Genomic DNA, 22,622 nt, shown 5'->3' with positions numbered 1-22,622 from the left:
TATAAAACATTAAAGCATTCAAATATTATAACATTAAAACATTCTAGCATTCAAACATTATAGCATTCAAACAATATAGCATTCAAACATTCAAACATTCTAGCATTTAAGCATTAAAACATTCTAGCATTAACAATACATTTAGCATTAACAATAAAGCCTACTCAAACACAAATACAAAAAACTTTAAAAAACTATGAGCGACCGTGATATATGGCAAGAAAACGAAGAAGATAACTTCGACTTGCGTAATTTTTTGTTTAAATACCTCCGTATGTGGCCTTGGTTTTTAGCATCTACATTCCTTTGCATAACATTAGCATTTTTGTATTTACGATACAGTACCCCTATATACGAAGTTTCTGCTACTATGTTGGTTAAAGACGAGGAAAAGGGACTCACAGCTGGAAACGACATGCTAGAAGAGCTAGACATCATGGGTGGCAGTAAATTGGTAGAAAATGAAATTGAAGTTTTACGATCAAGAACACTTATTGAGAAAGTAGTAGATAAATTGAACTTAACAGTTACTTATTGGCACGACGGTCGCATCAGAGATGTTGAGCTTTTTACAGACTCTCCTATTAAAATAAATGCAACTGACTTAAATTCTTATGCATATAATAATCCACTTTATATAGAGCTATTAGGGGCATCAAAATACCGACTCCTGGATGAAGATAAAAACAGCCTGGGCGAGTTTATGTATTCTGATAAAATTAAAAGCAAATATGGATCATTCCGCGTATTTGCTTCCGACTCTCTTCCAGAGTCATCTGCTTTAAAAGATGGCGAACCTGTAAAAGTTATCTTTCACCAAAAGGACGCATTAGTATCTGAAATGATAGAGGCTTTAAATACGGAATTGGTGAATCAAAAAAGTACAGTAATAAAACTTAGTTCTGAAAATTCCTTACCTGAAAAAGGAAAAGATGTAATGTCAGTTTTGTTAGAGGAATATGCTTTTGCATCTTTGCAAGATAAGAACCGAGAAGCTACCAATACCCTTCGTTTTATTGAAGACCGATTAAAATTGATAACATCTGAACTTGGGGATGTAGAACAAGATGTGGAGCAATACCGCCGCTCAGCGGGTATAACTGACCTAAGTACAGAGGCAAACTTATTTTTAGAAAAAGTAAAAGACAACGATACCAAACTTAACGAAGTAAATATACAGCTAAAAGTATTAGACGGAGTGGATCGATATCTTTCCTCAAATCAACTTGGAAACGTTTCACCAGCAGCCATGAGCGTCAATGACCCAGTGCTAACCGCTTATTTGGGTCAGCTCTCAACCCTGGAACTTGAAAGAGAACGCTTGAGCCGAAGCTCTACGGGCAATAACCCGTTTCTCGAAACAGTTAATACGCAAATGGGCAATTTAAAGCAGGCCATTAAAGAAAATTTAAGAAACCAAAAGTCTGGTCTACAAGTCACCCAAAATAGCCTACAAAATTTAAATGCACGCCTAGAGGGAGCTATCAGTACTATACCAAAAAAAGAAAGGCAATATGTCGAAATTAAACGTCAAGCGAGTATTAAAGAAAACTTATATCTTTTACTATTAAAAAAACGCGAAGAAACAGCACTTTCTTATGCTAGTACCGTTACAGATAGTCGTATTGTAGATAAGCCTTATACCTCAGACGAACCTGTGAAACCAAAGAAAAAAATAGTACTTATTTTGGGTTTGTTATTAGGATTAGTAATACCAGCAGCTGCAATAAACATAAAAGAATTACTTACCTATACCGTCCAAACCAAAAAGGATATTGAAGAAAAAACTGGACTTTCTGTTTTTGGAGAAATTGCATTTAAACCTAAAGATGAGGAAGGAGAAATTTTAAATTTAAATAGCCGATCATTTGTCTCCGAACAGTTTCGAATGATTAGATCTAATTTGGCTTACTTATTTGATAATGTAAATGAAGATGAAAAAAAAGCAAAAATCATTTTAGTAACAAGCTCGGCCCCAGGCGAAGGAAAATCTTTTGTAACGGCAAACCTTGCAGCATCTTTGGGATTATTGGATAAAAGAGTTATTTTATTGGGACTGGATCTACGAAAACCTACCATCCATGATTATATAGGCTTAAATAATAATAAAGGCGTGAGTAATTATTTAATTGGAAAATCAAGTCTGGAAGACGTAATACAAAACACTCAATACCAAAATCTGAGCATGATTACTTCCGGTAATATACCTCCAAACCCTTCTGAACTATTAAATAAACCAAAATTCAAGCAATTAATAGATGAACTAAGTAAAAAATATGATTACATCTTACTAGATACTCCCCCAACCTCTTTAGTATCTGATGCACTCATAATGGCTCCTATAGCTGACGTATGTTTTTATGTAATCCGTCAAAACAAATCACCGAAAGTTTTATTAAATAATGTAAAAGATATTAAAAACAAAAAGATATTCAAAAGTATACACGTAATCTTCAATGCCGTAGACTATAAAAATTCAGCTGGATATGGATATGGATATGGATATGGATATGGATATGGATATGGATATGGATATGGGAATAAGGATACTGAACAGAAAACAAGTTATCTATTGAAAATAAAAAATAGGTTAAAATGAGCGAAAATAACTTAAAATGGGAGGAAGATTACCTAGATAAAAATGATTTTAATACTCTTTTAGGTCAAAAAGGATGTGTATTATGGTTTACAGGTTTAAGTGGTTCTGGTAAATCAACTTTGGCCAAAGCAATGCAAAAAGCTCTTTTTGAATTGAAAAAGTATGCTGTGGTTTTAGATGGAGATAATATCAGACATGGATTAAATAAAAATTTAAGCTTTTCGGAGACGGATAGAAACGAAAATATTCGAAGAGTTAGTGAAGTATGTAAATTATTTACAGACCACGGAGCCATTATAGTTACGGCCTTTATTTCGCCTTTTCGACAAGATAGAATTAATGCAAAAGATGTCATAGGAGAAGATAATTTTATTGAAGTTCATGTATCTACTCCATTAGAAGTATGTATTAAACGAGATGTGAAAGGCCTATATGAAAAAGCAATTAAAGGTGAAATCAAAAATTTCACTGGTATTTCTCAACCTTATGAAGAACCGAAATCTGCTAAAATAACTATTAATACTGATGAGGAAGAACTTGAATTTTCAATAAAAAGAGTTATTGAATTCTTAAAAAAAGATGGATACCTTGGTTGATTTTTCACTTATTTTGGTTTGTTTAGTCCTTCTCGGAATAATTACTATTTTAATATTCAATCTGTTTGATACCGCTATTACTATTGTGGCTGCATTATTGATTTTAATGTTAGCTCACGTAATTAGTATTGAAGAGGGACTTCTTGGCTTTTCAAACCAAGGTATGTTAACCATAGCTCTTTTGTATATAATAGCTCAGTCGGTTAAGCAGACAAATGTACTAGACAAGATTTCATATCACTTGTTAGGTAACTTTAATGGTAATTACACCAGAGCACTTTTGAGGATGGGAATTCCTGTTACTACTATTTCTGCTTTTATCAATAATACGCCTGTAGTGGCTTTATTGATACCAGTTATTAAAACATGGACCAGAAGTCATCATATTCCGGTATCAAAATTCCTTTTACCCTTGTCTTACTTTACTATTCTTGGTGGTACTTGTACACTGATAGGAACTTCTACTGTGTTAATAGTTCACGGTATGTTATTAGATATTGGGGATATTGGTTTTACTTTTTTTGAACCCCTTAAGATTGGAGGCGTCATTGTTCTAGTTGGAGGATTATATATTGCATTTTTAGGGTATCGATTTTTACCAATATCTAAGGATAAGGAAATCGAGCTTGATAATAATACTCGTGATTTTGTAGTTGCCTTAAAAGTAAATTCTAATTTTAAAAATTTAAATAAAAGTATTGAAGAAGCAGGTTTAAGAAAGTTAACAGGATTATATCTATTTCAAATTGAACGCAATGGTAGAATAATTAATGCAGTGACTCCTCAGGAGAAAATATGCTTAAGAGATCGTTTGTTCTTTACGGGAGTTCCATCTACCATAATAGAATTACAAAAAAATGAGGGGTTGGAATTAATTAAAGATCAAGAGGTGTTTAGTAAGAATGGATATAAGTGTTTTGAAGCTGTTATTTCAAATGGTTCACCTCTAATAAACAAACTTGTTAAAAATAGTAATTTTAGAGAAATTTATGGCTCTGTAATTTTAGCTATTCATAGACATGGTCACAGACTAAATCAGAAAATTGGGGAGGTATTATTGACAGAAGGGGATACCTTATTATTACTTTCTCCTCCAGATTTTGTTCGTAAATGGTATCATACCAAAGATTTTCTATTAGTTACGGAATCGGAAGATTTTGAGCAAAAAGGAAGCAGAGATATTTATATTATTTTAACGGTATTATTAGGAGTGATACTTTTAGCAGTATTTGGTATATTACCTATGTTCTTATCAGCAGCTTTGGGTGTAGGGATTTTATTTATATCTAAAATCATCAATATATCTGAATCATTGAAGGCCATTAATTGGAAGGTATTGGTTGTCATATCAGCATCTTTGGGGATATCTAAAGCGGTAGATAAGGTTGGCATCCCTCTATTTTTAAGTAATTCATTAATAGCAATATCGGGTAATCTTGGTTTTGTAGGGGTTATTTTTTCTTTAATTGCTATGACAATGTTTTTAAGTGAAATTCTTAACAATGCTGCTGCGGCTGCTGTTTTATTTCCAGTTGTGTCCTATTTGGCTGCTTCCACTGGTTATCCCATACACGCTTTTGCCTTGGCTTTGTTATTTGGAGCTACATCATCTTTTTCCACGCCCATAGGTTATCAAACAAACATGATGGTACAAGGTCCAGGTAGCTATCGATTTATAGATTATTTAAAAATCGGAATTCCTTTAAATTTAATATCATTATTCATTTCCACAGGTATGATTTATTTGTGGTATAACTAGGTTAAATATATGCTAGATACGAATAGAAGTTTTCCAAGACAGTTAGAAGACGAGGCAATATATATCATGCGAGAAGTGGCTGCCCAGTTTGAAAAACCAGCTTTACTTTTTTCATGTGGGAAAGATTCAATTACACTTGTTAGGTTAGCACAAAAAGCTTTTCATCCAGGGAAAATTCCTTTTCCTCTTTTACATGTAGATACTGGACATAACTTTCCAGAAACTATCGAATTTAGAGATAAATTAGTAAAAGAGTTAAATTTAGATCTTTTGATAGGTAGTGTAGAACAATCTATCAAAGAAGGGAAAGTAAAAGAGGAGACTGGGAAATATGCCAGTAGAAATGCTTTACAAACCGTAACTCTTTTAGAGGCGGTGGAAACTAATAAATTTGATGCCTGTTTGGGTGGAGCAAGAAGAGACGAAGAAAAGGCAAGAGCCAAAGAAAGAATTTTTAGTGTGAGAGATGACTTTGGACAGTGGGATGCTAAAAAGCAAAGACCAGAAATGTTTGATATGCTAAACGGAGATATAGAAATAGGGGAGAATGTAAGAGTATTCCCAATTTCTAACTGGACTGAACTTGATGTATGGAATTATATCAAAGAAGAGAAAATAGAAATCCCATCTGTATATTTTGCACACAAAAGGAAGGTGTTTGAAAGGGATGGGATGTTATGGTCTGAATCTGAATTTGTCAATAGAATGGAGGATGAAAAGGTCTTTGAGGAAACAGTTAGATTTAGAACTTTAGGAGATATGTCTTGTACCGCTGCGGTTAAATCTACAGCGGATAATATTGATACCATTATTGATGAAATATTAAGTGCTGAAATCTCTGAAAGAGGAGCCAGAATTGATGATAAACGTTCTGAAGCAGCCATGGAAAAACGTAAACAGCAAGGGTATTTCTAATAAAACCTATTGTCTGTGCAAAAGAGAAATATCATCAGTCTAATCGAAGCGACGGGCGTTCCTGAGGAGAACAGTATTATTTGTAGCAAAAGGCACTTAATAAAATAAAGTTCTCGACTATCTTGAACTGACTTAAAGAGAAAGAAGGTTGACGCTTCTTTCGACATTAAAACATATTTTAGATCACTAAGAAGAAACAAATGGATATTTTAAAGATAGCAACAGCAGGTTCGGTAGATGATGGTAAAAGTACTTTAATAGGACGGTTACTATATGAAACCAAGTCTATCACAAAAGACAAAATAGAAGCACTAGAAATGGCTTCTAAAAGAAAAGGTTTAGATTTTACTGATCTCTCTCTCCTTACTGATGGCTTAATAGCTGAGCGTGAGCAAGGAATTACTATAGATGTGGCTCATATCTATTTCAACACACCAACTAGAAAATATATTATTGCGGATACGCCTGGTCATTTGGAGTATACAAGAAACATGATTACTGGAGCTAGTAATGCGTCTGTTTCTATTATTTTGATCGATTCTAGAAATGGTATTTCTGAACAAACCAAAAGACATTACTATATCAGCCAGCTGCTACGTATAGAGAATGTAATAGTGGCGGTAAATAAAATGGATTTGGTAGATTACTCCGAAGAAAAGTACAATGCCATTAAAACGGAATTTGAAAATACAGTAGGAAAGGCAGGATTTGAAGGTCAGAAAATTACCTTTATTCCTTTATCTTCGTTATATGGTGATAATATGACGATAAAATCCGATAAAACACCCTGGTATGAAGGCGATGCTCTACTTGGAATTTTAGAGAACATAGAATCTAAAGTAGCTAGATTTAGTGCGGAAAACATTCCTGCAAGACTTGGCGTGCAGTATGTCATAAGACCAAAAACAGAAGCTTATCATGATTTTAGAGGGTATTCGGGTAGAATTAGCAGTGGAGAATTCAAAGTAGGCGACGAAATAATTGTCTTACCAAGTAGGAAAACCTCTAAAATAAAGACTATTGAACGCTTTGAAGAAAAATTAGAGACCGCTCAAGCTGGTTTTTCGGTTAATATTACATTAGAAGATGATATTGACATTAGCAGAGGTAACATGCTAGCCAAAATTACCAACATCCCCGATAGTGTGAAAGAGATAACGGCTAGAATATGCTGGATGGACACCACCTCCTTAACCGCCGGAAAAACCATGCTGCTTCAGCACGGAGTTAATAAACAAAAGGCAAAGATCCTTTCTATAGAAAGTGTGTTAGATATTACTATTTTAGAAGAGGCTCCAGAAAGAAACGACATTCAACTAAATGAAATAGGGGAAGTGAAAATCAAACTTGCTGGGGAAATTTTCGCAGACAAATATGTAGATAACCCTGCTAATGGAGCATTTATCCTCATAGACCCAATGACAAACAATACATCTGGCTTAGGCTTTATCCTTTAAACTAATACTTAATGACTAATACAGAACTTTTAGACATAGCCATTAAAGCATCCATGGATGCAGGAGACGCCATTATGACCATTTATAATTCCGATGATTTCGGAATTGAAACCAAAGGAGATAATTCTCCTTTAACCAAGGCAGATCTTGTCGCTCATAAAGAAATAGTGGCACAGCTAGGGATTACAAATATTCCTGTACTCTCTGAAGAGGGTAAAAACATTCCTTATGAAGAAAGAAAAAATTGGGAAAAATTATGGATAGTTGATCCAATAGATGGTACGAAAGAGTTCATTAAAAAAAATGGAGAGTTTACGGTTAATATTGCTTTGATTGAAAATCAAATTCCAATATTGAGTGTGGTTTTTGCACCCGCCACAGGAGAATTATATTATGCAGAAAAAAGTATCGGCTCTTTTAAAACACTAATTATTGACGGCGAAGATTCCCTGTTAGACATTAAAGATAAAGGTCAAAAATTACCCATAGACGCAGGACGTAAAAACTACACCGTGGTTGCTAGCAAGTCTCATCTTTCTATTGAAACCGAAGACTATATAGCTGACTTGAAAAAGGAACATGGAGAAATAGAAGTTATCTCCAGAGGAAGCTCGTTAAAACTTTGTATGGTGGCTGAAGGATTGGCAGACTGCTACCCAAGATTTGCTCCCACCATGGAATGGGATACCGCAGCGGGTCAAGGGATTTGCCTATATGCGGGTAGACAAGTTTTAGACTGGCAGACTAAAGATTTAATACTTTACAATAGGGAGAACCTTCTAAATAACTGGTTTTTAGTAAATTAAAAGAGGCCAATAAAGTTTATCCAAAATGCATATATATACCTACCTTTCCACCAAATATCAGCTTATTTAATGGAGAAAATCAAATCACTCGTTTTCACAATTAAGGCTAACAAAGATTTATTCTTTGTACTCAAGCACTCATCCAGATCTTTGTTTTTGAAGATTGTTGGTGTACTAATAGGTCTTTTTGTGAATATGAAGCTGGGCCAACTATTAGGACCGATTGGCTTTGGGAACATAAACCTAGCTCTCCAATATGCAAATGTTCTTTTAATTATTGCTCTTCTAGGAATACCAAATGTCTTAACACGTCAGATAGCACAAATTCGAGTGAAATCTAATTCATTTGAAAGTGATAAATTAATAATGACATCCTTTGCTTTGGTCTGCATGTCTGTTGCATTTTTTATTATTATTAATTATTCCATTAAAGAAACAATATCTAATCTCTTCTATCATAAAAGCTCATTTCATAACCTTATTACAGTTTCGGTAGTTGCCATTTTCTTTCAAGGTGTCTCAAGAATAATGCAAGCAATTCTAATTGCGAATGAAAAAATCTGGCAAAGTAATTTAGTCGATCAAGTACTTAGTATGGCAATAGTAGCTATTCTAATCATTTCTTTCGAATTTCTTGAAATTTCAATGACTGCATTACACGCCGTTTATTTTTACGCCATTGGACGAATTGTCGTCACTATCTTTATTTCCTATTTATCCAAAAACTATTTCAAAATCGCTAAAATTGATCTAGGTAGTCTTAAATTTTTAACAAAAACCTCATACCCTCTGCTTCTTGTCTCAGTTTCTCTAATAATTTCTTCTAGCATAGATTCCATAATGCTTGGCATTCTTTCGAATTCCAAAGAAGTCGGTTTATATAATGCCGCAGCTAAAATAACTTTGCTAAGTATTTTTTTCTTGCAAGCCGCAATTTCTGCTCTTTCTCCTAAAATAGTTGAATTATATCAAAAAGGGGAAGAGCTAAGACTAAAAAGTTTGATTCAAAAAATCACTGGAACTTTAATAATAATTGGTGCTGCATGTCTAATACTTTTTATCATACTGGGAAAGTCTATTCTATCACTATTCGGAGCAGAGTTCATTGAAGCATATCCAACTTTAGTTATTCTTTCGGTAGGTCAATTTTTCAATATTGCCTCCGGGCCTGTTGGAAACTTACTAATAATGACAAACCATGACAAAACTTTACAAAGAATAACCCTAATAACATTGGTACTCAATATTATTCTCAACTACCTCTTTATACAATTATACGGTTCTCTAGGAGCGGCAATTGCTACAACAATAACCATTTTTTTAAACATGACTTACAGTTGGTTCTTTGTTAAAAAGAAACTTAATTTTTCAACAATTCCATTTTTATGATAAATAAAATAATTACTTTTTTTTGGACATATTATTATAAAATATTTTGGTTCAAAACGCTAAATATACATCCAAATGCTAGAATTAGAGGGTTTATCAGGATAAATTTATTCAAGAAGTATGGTAATCTATTAATAAATTTAAAAGACAGGACTTCAATATTTCCAAATGTTATAATTCAAGGTTCTGGCACTCTTGAAATTGGTGAGAATAGCTTTATAGGCAGTTTTACTGTACTTGGAATTAATGAGAGAATTACAATAGGTAAAAATGTAATGATTTCTCAAACAGTGTCTATAAGAGATACCGATCATGTTTTCAAAAACTGTAACACACCAATGATACAGCAGGGCATAACTACCTCCCCAATCACAATAGAAGAGGATGTATGGATAGGCTATGGAGCCGTTATAACAAAAGGAGTAAATATAGGGAAAGGGGCGATAGTCGGAGCTAATGCCGTTGTAACTAAGGACGTACCACCTTATGCAATAGTGGGAGGTGTTCCAGCAAAAATCATTAAATATAGAATATGAGTTTTTTAAAGAATATATACAATCTATTAAAATTTGGGGTTTGGACGTCTTCAAATGAGGATATAGCTCTAAGAAAAAATCTTAAAATGTTCTTACCAAAAGGAGCAATTTTTATTCACATCCCTAAGGCTGCAGGTATATCATTTCAGAAAGGAATTTTTAAAAGTACTGAGTTTGGACATGTGAAATATTCCAAATATGAAACAAAATTAGGTTCTGATAGAATGGAAAAATTATTCAAATTCACCATAATGCGTAATCCCTATACAAGGTTAGAATCCGCATATGACTATTTGAAAACGGGGGGTAGGAAAGCCAAAAATGACCTTAAATATCAAAATATTTTAACAAAATATTCAGACTACAGTGATTTTGTTTTAAATTTTTTCAATGACTATGATTTACAAGATTTTGAACATTTTCAAACTCAGTTTTCCTGGTTCAAAAGCTTAAATGGAAAATCTGAATTGGATTTTATAGGGAAATATGAAAACCTTCAAAATGATTTTAATTTCATTAAGAATAAACTCGGGATTCTTAATAATGAGATTCTTCCTTTTGATAATAAAACTGGTAAAAAGGTGGAGAAAATCTACACAACTGAAATGATAAACATAATAAATCTTGTTTATAAAGAAGATTTTCTCATTGGTAATTATAAAATGAGAGAGTAGTCCATTTAAACGGGTTTATTTATCAGCATTTTCCCAAAAACTATTGAATTATAGTAAATGAACGTTTATACATGTCTATATGAAGTTTAGAAAATTCGAAATTCTATTTAGTCTATTTCTTTTTATCACCTATAAATTTTTGCCCGCTGAAATTATTTGGGCAGTTGCCTTGCTTTATATAATTTTCGTCTACTTAACAAAGCCTATCAAAGTTTTGAATAGCAGTATGGGCATTGGCATTGGGGTGTGGATTATCTATATAAGTTTTTCATTATTTAACATTTCGCAATCTCCAAAATTAAATGACATCTTGAGAGATATCTTTTTACTAAGTAGTGTTCCCATTTTCTTTTTTTTTGGTTCTCTTTTACAAAGTTTAAACAAACGTAATCTAAGTAATTATCACCTTATTTTATTGTTATCATTCTATTCTGTAATCTTCCATTTATATAATATTTTCAATGCCTCAATTTCGTTTGTATCAATTGATGATTTCAGATTTGAATTAGGTAGATCTTCTTTAATAGAAGTTTTCGGATTCTGTTTGATGTTGATTATAATCTTACGTAGGCCTATTTTTGGTCAAGATTTTAAGAATATATATTTATACATTGCTATTTTCTTCTTAACAATTTCGATTGTATTTTATTTTTCTCGAACAATGTATATCTCTATTATAGTTATGACTTTATTCTCTTTCGGAATTTTAAAAATAAATCTTAAAAGTGTTTTAATATTTTTCAGTTTATTGCTGATTTTTTACAACATAATCGAGGAAGTAAACTCTTTCAATTTCAAAAATGAACTTTTAACAAAATTCACCAAAATATACAGCGAACTATTTTCCTATAAAGTTCATCAATTTGATTTTCGCGATATTAATACTAAATGGAGAAGTTATGAAACATTTAAAGCATTAGAACTTTTTTCTAATTCATCCTGGATCGAGAAATTTTTAGGTCATGGCCTAGGTTATAGATTAAGACTTGATACATCAATTCAATTAGGCCAGTTTGAATATCAATCTATCCCAACTTTTCACAACGGATTTATCTATGTTCTATTAAAATTTGGAGTTTTAGGACTATTCCTTTTTATATTATTCATTCAGAAATTAATCAATAATAAGAAATTGAAAAATAATATTAATACACATCGATTTTTTCTAGGAATGACAATAGCCATTCTTTTTGCAACAATATCGAGCGGAGGATTTTTTAATCCAGCATTTAGTCTATCAATAATCACATTGGGTTCACAGTTTGGTCAAAGAAATTTAAGTAAAACTTATGTATAAAACGGTAATTATTATCCTAAATTGGAACGGTGCAGATTTATCAATCGAGTGTATTAACTCTATTAAAAAATTAAAAAATAAAGATTTTAAAATTTTGTTAGTTGATAATGGTTCAGGATTAGAATGTATAAATCAATTAGAAGACTATTTGTTATTCAATGATGAAATAGAATTATTGAAATTTGAGAAAAATGAAGGTTTTGCAAGAGGTAATAATCTTGCTATTGATTATGTTAAAGAGAAGTATAATCCACAATATTTTGTTCTATTAAATAATGATACAATAGTTTCTGAAGATTTCCTAAATGGATTTTATAATCAATTAGAATTGTTTCCTAATGCATATGCATTTACCTCTAAAGTTTTTTATTACGATCAACCTGAAATCTTAAATTATGCAGGAGGTAATGTTTCTTTTTTCTCTGGAATAGCTAAACATTTTGGGGATGGAAAAGTTGATCAAACAAGATTCAAAATAGTTAGTCAAACTGGTTTTATGTTCGGTTGTTCTTGTCTAATTACAAGAGATTCAATAAATAGAATTGGTTTATTTGATGAGTTCTTTTTTGCAAACTGCGAAGATACCGATTACTCTTTAAGAATTATAAAGAGTGGTCATGACATTATTTTCTGTCCTGATTCAGTTGTTTTTCATAAATCTCATCAGACTTTCCGAGCCAATAAGGGGAAAAGTTTTGCCTTTTATTTAAGTACTAGAAACATTATTTATTTACAACGTAAACATCTTAATAATTTACTTTTCCCTTTTTTTATAATTTATTTTATTCCTAGATGGGTATTGTATCTAAGTTTTAAACTTTTGCGAATTAAGGATTATAAATCTACTTTTTCTATCATAAGAGGCTTCAAAGATGGACTTATGATTTCTATGAAATACAAAAAAAATAACTGAAAATTTAATAATTATCTTAAAGTGAAATTAAAAAATTTACAATTTATATATGATTCTGACAGTTATTCTAGATTAGAAGACTTTGTTATAAATTCTGTTCGTGATAAATATGAAAGAACTCAGTTTTTTAACAAAGGATATGAAGACAATTTAATTATTCGTTTTCACAAATGGAAATATTTTGGAAATCAAGCTTCACATGTTTGGTTATGGCTTAAATCGTTAAATAGTGCCATTGAAATTTGGTTTAAAGGAAACAATAGAACAGAAATAATTTGTATTAATCCAATTATTGGCATTTTTCTTGGAATGATAAATAAACTAAATCGAAATAGAAGAAGGATTATAGTATGCGGTTTTCTATTCGAACCAAAGTCAAATCAAGTTTATTATAAGCTTCGGAAATTATTTGTCAATTTTTCATTTGGCCATGTTGATAAAATAGTTGTTTACAGCAGTAGTGAAATCCTATACTACAGTGAGGAATTTCCATACTTAAAAAATAAATTTACATTCATATTATTTGGCAAGGATTTTCTTCAATATAATACAAGAGAAATGTTGAAGAAAAATCCCTTAAAAGGTTATATAGGATCTGGTGGAGCAAGCAATAGGGATTATGATTTTTTATTTAGACTTATTAATTCTTTTCCTTCACTAAAGTTTAAGATTGCGACTAGGCCTTATATTATTGGTAATAAATATATACCAATTAATGTAGAAATTGATTACGCAGTAACACCTACTCATTTTGGAAGGTTTATACAGGAATCAAAGTTTTTCATTTTGCCTCTTTCAAATTCAAAAGTTTCATCAGGACATATGGTTTTATTGGAATGTATGGCAAATGGTATTCCTGTCTTGGTTTCAAATGTTCCTGGAATAAAAGATTATTTGGAAGATGAAATAGTTATTAAATTGGATACTGAAAATATAACTAATACAGAATATGTTGTTAATAAGATGAATTTAGATGTTGAAAATTCCGAATTTAGGTACAAGTTAGAGTTTCAATGTAAGAATGTTTATCAGGATAAGTATACAACTAAAAAATTTGTCGAACGTATTCTATTACACTTATGAGAAAGAAAAGAATTATTGTAGATGCTCACATTTTTGATAAAGAGCGTCAGGGAACAACTACTTATATTAAAGGATTCTATACGGCTTTTTGTAAGCAATTTGATGGTGAATTTGAAGTATTCTTCTGTGCGATGGATATTGACAATTTAGCATTTCATTTCCCCGATATTGACCCAAAATATTTTATAAAATTAAAATTTCGCTCCTCTGCAATAAGGTTGGTTTTCGAAATACCTTATGTAATAAGGAAGCATAAAATTGATTTCGCACATTTTCAGCAAATTGTTCCTTTTGTTAAAAATTGTATTTTTATAGTAACAATTCATGACCTACTATTTAAAGATTTACCAGACAAATTTTCATTTTTTTACCGATTATCACGAAATTTCCTTTTTGAAAGAGCTCTTAGAAAAAGTGACATAAAACTTACAGTTTCTCATTATTCTTTAAATTCAATTATTCAGTACTATGGAATTAAAGAAGTTTTTATTACACCAAATGCAATAAATTCTGATTTTTTATCAGAAATAAACAAAATAGAATCTGCGAATTATGTAAGAAATAAATACGGGCTGACGAAATATATACTTTATGTTTCACGAATTGAACCTCGAAAAAATCATTTAGAATTAATGAAAGTTTTTTACGACCTTGGTTTAGGCAAAAAGGGGTATCAACTACTTTTTGTTGGAAAAAATGATATTGAAGTTAAAGGTTTATCTGATTATATCTCTCAATTAGATGAAGAAGCTCGCTCTCATTTTTATTGGTTAGACACAATTGACGATAAGGAGATACTGCATGTTTACAATGCGGCAGAACTATTTGTCTACCCCAGTTTAGCTGAGGGCTTTGGTATTCCTCCCATTGAGGCTGTTTCACTAGGTGTAAATACCATTTGTTCGAACCTCACAGCTATGTCAGATTTTTCTTTTTTAGAAGGGAATTTATTTAATCCGTTGGATTATTTAGAATTCAGAAATGTTCTAAAAAACAACCTTGCCAATTCTAATTTATCGCATGTTCTTAGCCAAAGAAAACAAACTGTAAGAAGTAAATATAATTGGGATAGTGGTATTAAAATTTTATATAATGCAATTCGCGAAATAAAATGAAACTAGTAATTTTAGGAACCCGAGGAATACCAAACAATTATGGAGGGTTTGAACAGTTAGCAGAATATCTTTCTGTATTCTTAGTGAAAAAAAAAATTGATGTTACAGTTTATAACTCACACAACCATCCCTATCAAAAAAAAGAATGGAACGGGGTTAAAATAGTACATTGTTGGGATCCAGAAGACAAATGGGGAACTGTTGGACAGTTCATTTATGATTTAAATTGCATAAGACATATAAGAAAAAACAACTTTGATATTGTACTACAACTTGGTTACACTAGTAGCACTGTGTGGGGATGGCTTTTACCAAAAAAATCCGTAGTTACTACTAATATGGATGGTTTAGAATGGAAAAGAAGTAAATACTCAAAAAAGGTAAGATTTTTCTTGAAATATGCGGAAAAATGGGGGGTTAGGTACAGCGATCATTGGATATCAGATTCTGTTGGCATAACACAATATTTAACTGAAACCTATAATATACCGTCAACTTACATAGCATATGGATCTTTACTTTTTCAAAATCCAGATTTGGATATTTTAAATCAATACGATTTAGTTCCATATTCTTATGATTTGATAATAGCGAGGATGGAGCCTGAAAATAATATCGAAACTATTTTAGATGGATATGCAAAGTCAAACCAAAAGAGGAAATTTATTATTATTGGAAGAACAAATACGCCATTTGGAAGCTATCTAGTTGATAAATTTAAAGCAAATAATAATATAGAATTTAGAGGAGGAATATTTGACATTAATGTACTAAACAATATTCGCCATTATTCTAATCTCTATTTCCATGGTCATTCGGTTGGCGGAACAAATCCATCTTTACTAGAAGCGATGGGATCTCAAGGCTTAATATGTGCAAACGATAATATTTTTAATAAATCTATCTTGGGGTCGGATGCGTTTTATTTCAAAAATGCCGATGACATTCAAAAAATAATTGATACTGTTGAAAAGAATAGTCAGAACATCAAAATTGAAAACAACAATAATAAAATCACCAACCTTTACAATTGGGAAATAATTAATAGTCAATATTTAGAACATTTAAAAACAGCTTATGCTAAAGGTGTAAGAAAAGGAAGATAATGGAAACAATAAACTTAAGAGATATAAAGAAATTTGAACCCAAAATTTTCAAAGATGAAAGAGGATACTTTTTTGAAACATATAGTTCTTCTACTTTTCAGAAAATAGGCATTCCAAATTCCTTTGTTCAAGACAATCAATCCTTTTCTCAAAAAGGAGTATTAAGAGGTTTACATTTTCAGACCGGTGCTTATGCTCAAGGAAAGTTTGTTCGTGTGATATCAGGCAGAGTCCTAGACATTGCCGTTGATTTACGGCCTGAATCCGAAACTTTTGGTAAATATGAGTTTTTTGACTTAGATGGTTTATCAAACAAAATGGTTTATATTCCAGAAGGATTTGCTCATGGTTTTTTAGCATTAGAAGATAGTATTTTTGCTTATAAATGTACTGCACCTTACCACAAAGAATCTGAAGGAGGAATAATTTGGAATGACCCAAGTTTAAACATTCAATGGCCGTTAGATTTTGAACCATTAGTTTCTGAAAAAGATCTTGAACTTCCTTCTTTTAAAGAATTTTGCCTACAAAATAATTTCGATTTTCCTTTCTAAATAAATTTATACTATGAAAATTTTAATCACAGGTGGAGCTGGTTTTATTGGCTCTCATGTAGTCCGTTTGTTTGTAAACTCCTACCCTACTTATCAGATAATTAACTTAGACAAACTTACGTATGCGGGTAATTTGGATAACTTAAAGGATGTGGAGCAAGCTAGTAACTACACATTCATAAAAGGTGATATTGTAGATGCTGAATTTATCAATGCTCTTTTTGAGGAACATCAATTTGATGGTGTCATTCACTTAGCGGCAGAGTCACATGTAGACCGCTCTATCACAGACCCTATGGCATTTGTATATACCAATGTGGTGGGCACTTGCAACTTGCTTAATGCAGCAAAGAGCATTTGGCAAGCGAATGGCTACGCAGGCAAACGTTTTTATCATGTTTCTACAGATGAAGTTTACGGTGAACTACACAATCCCGAAGATTTTTTTACTGAAACTACTCCTTATGACCCAAGGTCACCATATTCAGCATCAAAGGCGTCATCTGACCATTTTGTTAGAGCCTACGGAAATACGTATAAAATGCCTGTGGTTATTACAAACTGTTCAAATAACTACGGCCCAAACCATTTCCCCGAAAAGCTTTTGCCTTTAATGATTAATAATATCTTACACAATAAACCACTACCTGTATATGGAAAAGGTGAAAACGTAAGAGATTGGTTATTTGTAGAAGATCATGCACGAGCCATTGATACCGTTTTTCACAAAGGTACATTAGGTGAGACTTATAATATTGGCGGTTTTAACGAATGGAAAAATATTGACATCGTAAAGCTTCTTTGCAAGACTATGGATACCAAACTAGGGAGAACAGCAGGAACATCGGAGCAGCTAATAACCTATGTAAACGACAGAGCAGGCCATGACCTTAGGTACGCCATAGATGCACACAAAATCATGAATGAATTGGGCTGGGAACCTTCGCTACAGTTTGAAGAAGGCTTAGAAAAAACAGTGGATTGGTTTTTAAATAACCAAGATTGGCTTGAAAATATTACCTCAGGAAATTACAAAGCTTATTACGAAAAAATGTATAGCTAGAGAGGTTTGAATGTTTTTGAGGGCTATTTTATTCAAGCATTCAAGCATTCAGGCATTCTCTCAATAAATCATTGTAAAACGAAAAAAAAATGAAAGGAATAATACTAGCTGGCGGATCAGGAACACGCTTGCACCCCTTAACACTTGCTGTAAGCAAACAGTTGATGCCAGTCTATGACAAACCGATGATTTATTATCCTTTGTCTATTTTGATGCTATCAGGCATAAACGAGATTTTGATAATTTCTACACCGCATGATTTACCGCATTTTGAAAAACTATTGGGCGATGGCTCTCAAATTGGTTGTAAACTCTCGTATGCAGAGCAGCCAAGCCCAGATGGCCTGGCTCAAGCCTTTATAATAGGTGCTGATTTTATTGGTTCTGACAGTGTGGCATTGGTACTTGGCGATAATATATTTTATGGTTCAGGTTTAAGCAAATTGCTACAGTCTTGTGCTAATCCTGTAGGAGGAATAGTTTTTGCATATCCCGTACAAGACCCAGAGCGATATGGCGTAGTAGAATTCGACGCTGAAAATACGGCGATTTCTATCGAAGAAAAACCAGAAAGTCCAAAAAGTAATTATGCTGTACCGGGCTTATATTTTTATGACAATAGCGTGGTAGAAATAGCCAAAAACATAAAACCATCGCCTAGAGGAGAATTAGAAATAACGGATATAAACAAAGTGTATCTAGAAAATGGCACATTAAAAGTGGGTGTAATGGACAGAGGCACCGCTTGGCTAGATACCGGAACATTTAACTCGCTGATGCAGGCAGGGCAATTTGTACAAGTGATAGAAGAAAGGCAAGGGCTTAAAATAGGCTGTATAGAAGAAGTAGCTTATAGAATGGGGTTTATATCTAAATCAGAATTGGCTGAAATAGCCAAGCCACTGGTAAAGTCTGGTTATGGAACTTACTTATTAAATTTAATAAAATAATGCGAGTATTAGTACTAGGAGGAAACGGACAGCTCGGACAATGTTTAGCAAAAGTATCGGCAGAATATACAATAAGCCATGTTTTCTTTGCTGACGAAATCATTGGAAATATATTAGACCAAAATATACTAAATACGCTATTTACGAATGAAGAGCCTGACTTCGTAATCAACTGTGCCGCTTATACGGCTGTAGACAAAGCAGAAGACGAAATAGAACTTGCCAAAGCAATAAATGAGACTGGGGCTAAAAATGTAGCCGAAGTTTGTAAAGCGTTTGGGGCTACTTTAATTCACATTTCCACTGATTTCGTTTTTGAAGGGAATATTCCAGCACTTTTAGACGAAGAAAATATAGCCTGTCCTATTAGTGTGTATGGAAGCACAAAACTAGAAGGTGAACATCGGGTAGCTGAAGTATTAGACAACTATTATATTTTGCGTACGAGTTGGCTGTATTCTGAATTTGCCGGAAATTTTATGAAAACCATGCTTCGCTTGGCAAATGACCGAACTGAATTAAGTGTAATAGTTGATCAAATTGGTACTCCGACTTATGGTGTAGATTTGGCGAGAGCTATTTTTGTAATAATAACTTCAAACAAAACCGAATACGGACTCTACCATTACAGCAACGAAGGAGCAATCTCATGGTTTGATTTCGCAAGTGCAATATTTGAAATATCAAACATATCTATAAAACTAAATCCTATTAAAACATCCGAATACATAACAAAAGCAAAAAGACCAGCATTTAGTGCCATGGATAAAAGCAAAATCAAAACAAAATTTAACTTAGAGATTCCTTATTGGAGAGAGAGTCTAAAAATTTCTTTAAAAAGTTAAATAAACTTCTTTTTTTAATTAAAACAATCTTATTTTTTAATACTGTCAAACGGGCAAATTTTATTTTTAAAGAAAACATAGCTTAAACCTACCATTGAAGCCATTTTTTTAACATTTTGAAAAACACCCCCTTTCATTAACTGGGTCGCCTGCCAGCGGGGCCTCCATTTTTCCGGTAGGCCGGACCCTTCAAAAAAAAACGAATCGGAGTGGCGAACCACCAAAAAAAAACTGCACGGCAGCGGCCGATCGTCCTGCAAACTCGCACAATTAAAATTCTTATTGTCAAGGTTCTAATAAAAATATACTTCCCAAAAGAATTTTAACAGTGCTCAAACAGTGCAGGGCGATCTAATGATTTATTTTCTATTTTATTTACCCGTTTGACAGTAATTTTTTAATGTTAAAAAAGAGATTTACTAAAAAAAATATTTTTTTTTCAGAGAAAATTCACATAAAGTTTACCGCTTAATAAAAGTCACCAAAGTTTTAATAAATCAAAAAGATTTAGTAATAACTTTCATAAAAAAAAGCTTATGAAAATGAAATTATACCTACTATCTGGCTTAATATTTTGTGTATTTCTCACACAAGCACAAAATCCAGTAAATCAATCAAAATCTGCCCTAGTTTTAAATCTCGGTTCTACCCCTGGAATTGGATTTACTTATCAATTTAAACCAAAATTGACTGCAAGTATTTCCTATGCGTTTTTTGCTTACAATTTAAATCAAACACTTAATCTGGGAGGAGAGGATCTTGGTTTAAAAGGCAAATTAAACATGTCTTTACCAAGTTTATCATTAGCGTATTCTCCTAAAGAAAACGGACTAATTAATTTAGTAGGTGGCTTTACTTATTTACTTGACAATAAGTTTTCTATGAGATTTGGGCCAAAAGGTTCGTATGAAGTAAATGGAAATACATTTACAGGTGAAGAAATTGGCGATGTTCTATTTGAAATGGACTATAGTAAGTCATTCGCTCCTTTCGGAATGCTAAGCATCGGAAGGTCAATACCGAAAAAACGTATAGGATTTGGAGTTGATATTGGATCAATTTATTTATCTCAACCTAAAATAACTTTAGAAGGCTCAAAAAGGCTAAAAGATATGTCTGAGGAACTTACAAAAATTGAAGAAAATACTAGAGATTGGAGATATTGGCCTATTTTAAATTTAAAAGTTAGGGTAAAGCTTTAATTAGCCTTTACTTAAAATAAAAAGTATTAACTAAATAAACATACTCAAATGAAAAATAAAATATTATTATATATATCCCTTCTTTTTATTGTCACAATAAATTCATGTAAAAAGTTAAACCCATTTGAAGGCGTAAATTTGGTAGTTAACAATGAATTTTTCAAATCACCGATATTAATAGAATTAACAAATGCCAATGCTAACAGTATTATTCTACCATCAAATGTAATTTTCAAATTATCGGGACCTGGAAAAGACTTATTACTTGACGACATTGGCGGAAAAAATTATAAAATTATAGGTAATGCTCTTTCTTTAGTTCTAACAAATGGTTCCACCCCTTCTGAAAATAACCCCGTAGTTTTTACACTATCTGTAAGTGCTCCTGGTTTTTTAGAAACAGCCCAAACATTTACAATTGTAGATACAGAGCCTAAAAAATTTGAAGTTAAACTTGTAAATTTGACTGAACCACCTAAAGGTGTAGCCTGTAAAGAGGTGGTGGTACCGGTTAGTGGTGGTCAAATTACTGTAGAGTCAGAAAAGCTTAAAGTTGCAGAGTTAAAATTGGAAACGGGAACAATAGTAAGTGATGCATCGGGCAAAGCTATAGATTCCAAAAATTTGAATGCAGAGGTGGTCGTTTTTAATGCTTCTGAGCCTGAATCAATGGCAGCATTTCCTGGAGGTTTTATCCAAGAAAACGTTACTTTATCAAATGGAAACGAGCAGGCTGTTAATTTTGTAACAGCTGGCTTTGTAGCTGTGAATATGGAAGCCAACGGAAAAGAAATAAAAAACTTCTCAAAACCTTTGGAGGTTAAGGTTGCAGTATCACCTTCTATCGTTAACCCCGAAACCGGAGAAAACTTAAAAGAAGGAACACGAATTCCAACATGGAGCTATGAAACTGAAACAGGCAAATGGAAGCAAGAGGGAGAAGCCGTAGTTTCAAAGGATTTGAATGGGAATTTAATAGCTACATTTTATGCCAGCCATCTTAGCTACTGGAATTTAGATTTTTTTTATAGATTAGGTCCAAAATGTTCAAACTATTATGTGGATATCATCACAAATTCTAACACAGACACATACCAATCTGGATATAAGGGTGAATTGTATGACTCAAAAGGTATATTTATCTCATCCACATTTTTTGATGTCAGAAATAAAAGTAAATCTACTATAATAAATCCAAGAAGAACAAACATGAAAATGGTGGTAAAAGACAAAACGGGAAAAACTATTGGAAGTACCGCAGTATTCGATCCATGTGCTGTAAAAAATGTACCAATTGATATTACTGTTAGTTCCCCATTAAAAAGTGTAGAAACTGAAATAAACTTTTCTGCAATTTGCCAAAATCAAAGCATAGTTTTAAAACCATCAGCATGGATATACCTACTTGACCCTACTGGCTCTACTTCTCAATACTTTTATATGAGTGCAGGTAAAGCAAATATTAAAGTAACAGAAGACCTAAATTACATAGTATACATGTATTATGACAATAAACTATTAGGAGGAAATGTAAAATTTAACAGAAATGGATCAGTAGCAATACCATATGGATCTGATGGAATAGAGGCAACTACCTCTTTTAATGCAAGTAAAGATATTATTACATACAAGGCCATTTATAAAGTAGCCAATTGCAAATAATTTCAAATAAAACAATAATAAAAACAGATACAAAACAGGTAAAAATTAGATGTTTTTAAAATTAGACCTGTTTTGTGCTTTTTTTTGAATTTCACTTTAAA

Annotated in this window: 20 protein-coding genes; all 20 read left to right on the top strand. The window is 32.3% G+C overall.

Going from position 1 to position 22,622, the window contains the following annotated elements; all coding sequences use genetic code 11:
* Positions 1 to 196 precede the first annotated feature (196 nt).
* Positions 197 to 2,599: a GumC family protein gene (locus tag ACFOOI_RS02300; protein ID WP_379834590.1), complete on the top strand. Its 2,403-nt coding sequence runs from the start codon at positions 197 to 199 to the stop codon at positions 2,597 to 2,599.
* Positions 2,596 to 3,195, top strand: coding sequence for an adenylyl-sulfate kinase (gene cysC / locus ACFOOI_RS02295; protein WP_379834587.1), 600 nt, complete (start codon positions 2,596 to 2,598; stop codon positions 3,193 to 3,195). Before ACFOOI_RS02300 ends, cysC begins: the two co-directional genes overlap by 4 nt.
* Positions 3,179 to 4,954, top strand: coding sequence for an SLC13 family permease (locus ACFOOI_RS02290; protein ID WP_379834584.1), 1,776 nt, complete (start codon positions 3,179 to 3,181; stop codon positions 4,952 to 4,954). Before cysC ends, ACFOOI_RS02290 begins: the two co-directional genes overlap by 17 nt.
* A gap of 9 nt (positions 4,955 to 4,963) precedes the next feature.
* Positions 4,964 to 5,869 carry a sulfate adenylyltransferase subunit CysD gene (gene cysD / locus ACFOOI_RS02285; protein ID WP_379834582.1) on the top strand — a complete coding sequence of 302 codons (906 nt, stop codon included), beginning with the start codon at positions 4,964 to 4,966 and terminating at the stop codon, positions 5,867 to 5,869.
* Between the two features lie 200 nt (positions 5,870 to 6,069).
* Positions 6,070 to 7,326 carry a sulfate adenylyltransferase subunit 1 gene (locus tag ACFOOI_RS02280; protein ID WP_379834579.1) on the top strand — a complete coding sequence of 419 codons (1,257 nt, stop codon included), beginning with the start codon at positions 6,070 to 6,072 and terminating at the stop codon, positions 7,324 to 7,326.
* Positions 7,327 to 7,337: 11 nt separating this feature from the next.
* The gene (cysQ, locus tag ACFOOI_RS02275; RefSeq protein ID WP_379834576.1) at positions 7,338 to 8,132 is read left to right on the top strand and encodes a 3'(2'),5'-bisphosphate nucleotidase CysQ; all 795 of its coding nucleotides are present in this window, start codon (positions 7,338 to 7,340) and stop codon (positions 8,130 to 8,132) included.
* Between the two features lie 69 nt (positions 8,133 to 8,201).
* Positions 8,202 to 9,521: a flippase gene (locus ACFOOI_RS02270; protein ID WP_379834574.1), complete on the top strand. Its 1,320-nt coding sequence runs from the start codon at positions 8,202 to 8,204 to the stop codon at positions 9,519 to 9,521.
* Positions 9,518 to 10,057, top strand: a complete 540-nt coding sequence (locus ACFOOI_RS02265) for an acyltransferase (protein ID WP_379834571.1) — start codon at positions 9,518 to 9,520, stop codon at positions 10,055 to 10,057. The genes ACFOOI_RS02270 and ACFOOI_RS02265 overlap by 4 nt, the downstream gene beginning before the upstream one ends.
* Entirely contained in the window at positions 10,054 to 10,731 is a 678-nt protein-coding gene (locus ACFOOI_RS02260) for a sulfotransferase family 2 domain-containing protein (RefSeq protein ID WP_379834568.1), read from the top strand. The genes ACFOOI_RS02265 and ACFOOI_RS02260 overlap by 4 nt, the downstream gene beginning before the upstream one ends.
* A gap of 79 nt (positions 10,732 to 10,810) precedes the next feature.
* The gene (locus ACFOOI_RS02255) at positions 10,811 to 12,028 is read left to right on the top strand and encodes an O-antigen ligase family protein (protein ID WP_379834565.1); all 1,218 of its coding nucleotides are present in this window, start codon (positions 10,811 to 10,813) and stop codon (positions 12,026 to 12,028) included.
* Complete coding sequence (locus tag ACFOOI_RS02250; RefSeq protein ID WP_379834562.1) at positions 12,021 to 12,941, top strand: glycosyltransferase family 2 protein; 921 nt, start codon at positions 12,021 to 12,023, stop codon at positions 12,939 to 12,941. Before ACFOOI_RS02255 ends, ACFOOI_RS02250 begins: the two co-directional genes overlap by 8 nt.
* Before the next feature lie 21 nt (positions 12,942 to 12,962).
* Positions 12,963 to 14,024 (top strand): glycosyltransferase, encoded by a 1,062-nt coding sequence (locus ACFOOI_RS02245; protein ID WP_379834560.1) that lies wholly within the window; start codon positions 12,963 to 12,965, stop codon positions 14,022 to 14,024.
* Positions 14,021 to 15,139, top strand: coding sequence for a glycosyltransferase family 4 protein (locus ACFOOI_RS02240; protein ID WP_379834557.1), 1,119 nt, complete (start codon positions 14,021 to 14,023; stop codon positions 15,137 to 15,139). Before ACFOOI_RS02245 ends, ACFOOI_RS02240 begins: the two co-directional genes overlap by 4 nt.
* Positions 15,136 to 16,245 (top strand): DUF1972 domain-containing protein, encoded by a 1,110-nt coding sequence (locus ACFOOI_RS02235; RefSeq protein ID WP_379834554.1) that lies wholly within the window; start codon positions 15,136 to 15,138, stop codon positions 16,243 to 16,245. Before ACFOOI_RS02240 ends, ACFOOI_RS02235 begins: the two co-directional genes overlap by 4 nt.
* Positions 16,245 to 16,799: a dTDP-4-dehydrorhamnose 3,5-epimerase gene (gene rfbC, locus ACFOOI_RS02230; RefSeq protein WP_379834552.1), complete on the top strand. Its 555-nt coding sequence runs from the start codon at positions 16,245 to 16,247 to the stop codon at positions 16,797 to 16,799. The genes ACFOOI_RS02235 and rfbC overlap by 1 nt, the downstream gene beginning before the upstream one ends.
* Positions 16,800 to 16,812: 13 nt before the next feature.
* Complete coding sequence (gene rfbB, locus ACFOOI_RS02225; protein WP_379834549.1) at positions 16,813 to 17,862, top strand: dTDP-glucose 4,6-dehydratase; 1,050 nt, start codon at positions 16,813 to 16,815, stop codon at positions 17,860 to 17,862.
* Between the two features lie 89 nt (positions 17,863 to 17,951).
* Positions 17,952 to 18,812, top strand: a complete 861-nt coding sequence (gene rfbA / locus ACFOOI_RS02220) for a glucose-1-phosphate thymidylyltransferase RfbA (protein WP_379834546.1) — start codon at positions 17,952 to 17,954, stop codon at positions 18,810 to 18,812.
* Positions 18,812 to 19,657: a dTDP-4-dehydrorhamnose reductase gene (gene rfbD, locus ACFOOI_RS02215; protein ID WP_379834544.1), complete on the top strand. Its 846-nt coding sequence runs from the start codon at positions 18,812 to 18,814 to the stop codon at positions 19,655 to 19,657. The genes rfbA and rfbD overlap by 1 nt, the downstream gene beginning before the upstream one ends.
* Positions 19,658 to 20,199: 542 nt before the next feature.
* On the top strand, positions 20,200 to 20,859 hold the full coding sequence (locus ACFOOI_RS02210; protein WP_379834542.1) for a hypothetical protein: 660 nt from the start codon (positions 20,200 to 20,202) through the stop codon (positions 20,857 to 20,859).
* Positions 20,860 to 20,907: 48 nt separating this feature from the next.
* Positions 20,908 to 22,521: an astroprincin family protein gene (locus ACFOOI_RS02205; RefSeq protein WP_379834540.1), complete on the top strand. Its 1,614-nt coding sequence runs from the start codon at positions 20,908 to 20,910 to the stop codon at positions 22,519 to 22,521.
* Positions 22,522 to 22,622 lie beyond the last annotated feature (101 nt).

This window comes from Lacihabitans lacunae (genome assembly GCF_042649125.1).
Classification (GTDB): Bacteria; Bacteroidota; Bacteroidia; order Cytophagales; family Spirosomataceae; genus Leadbetterella; species Leadbetterella lacunae.
The sequence above is the reverse complement of the archived record's forward strand: the minus strand, read 5'-3'. Positions and strand labels throughout refer to the sequence as shown.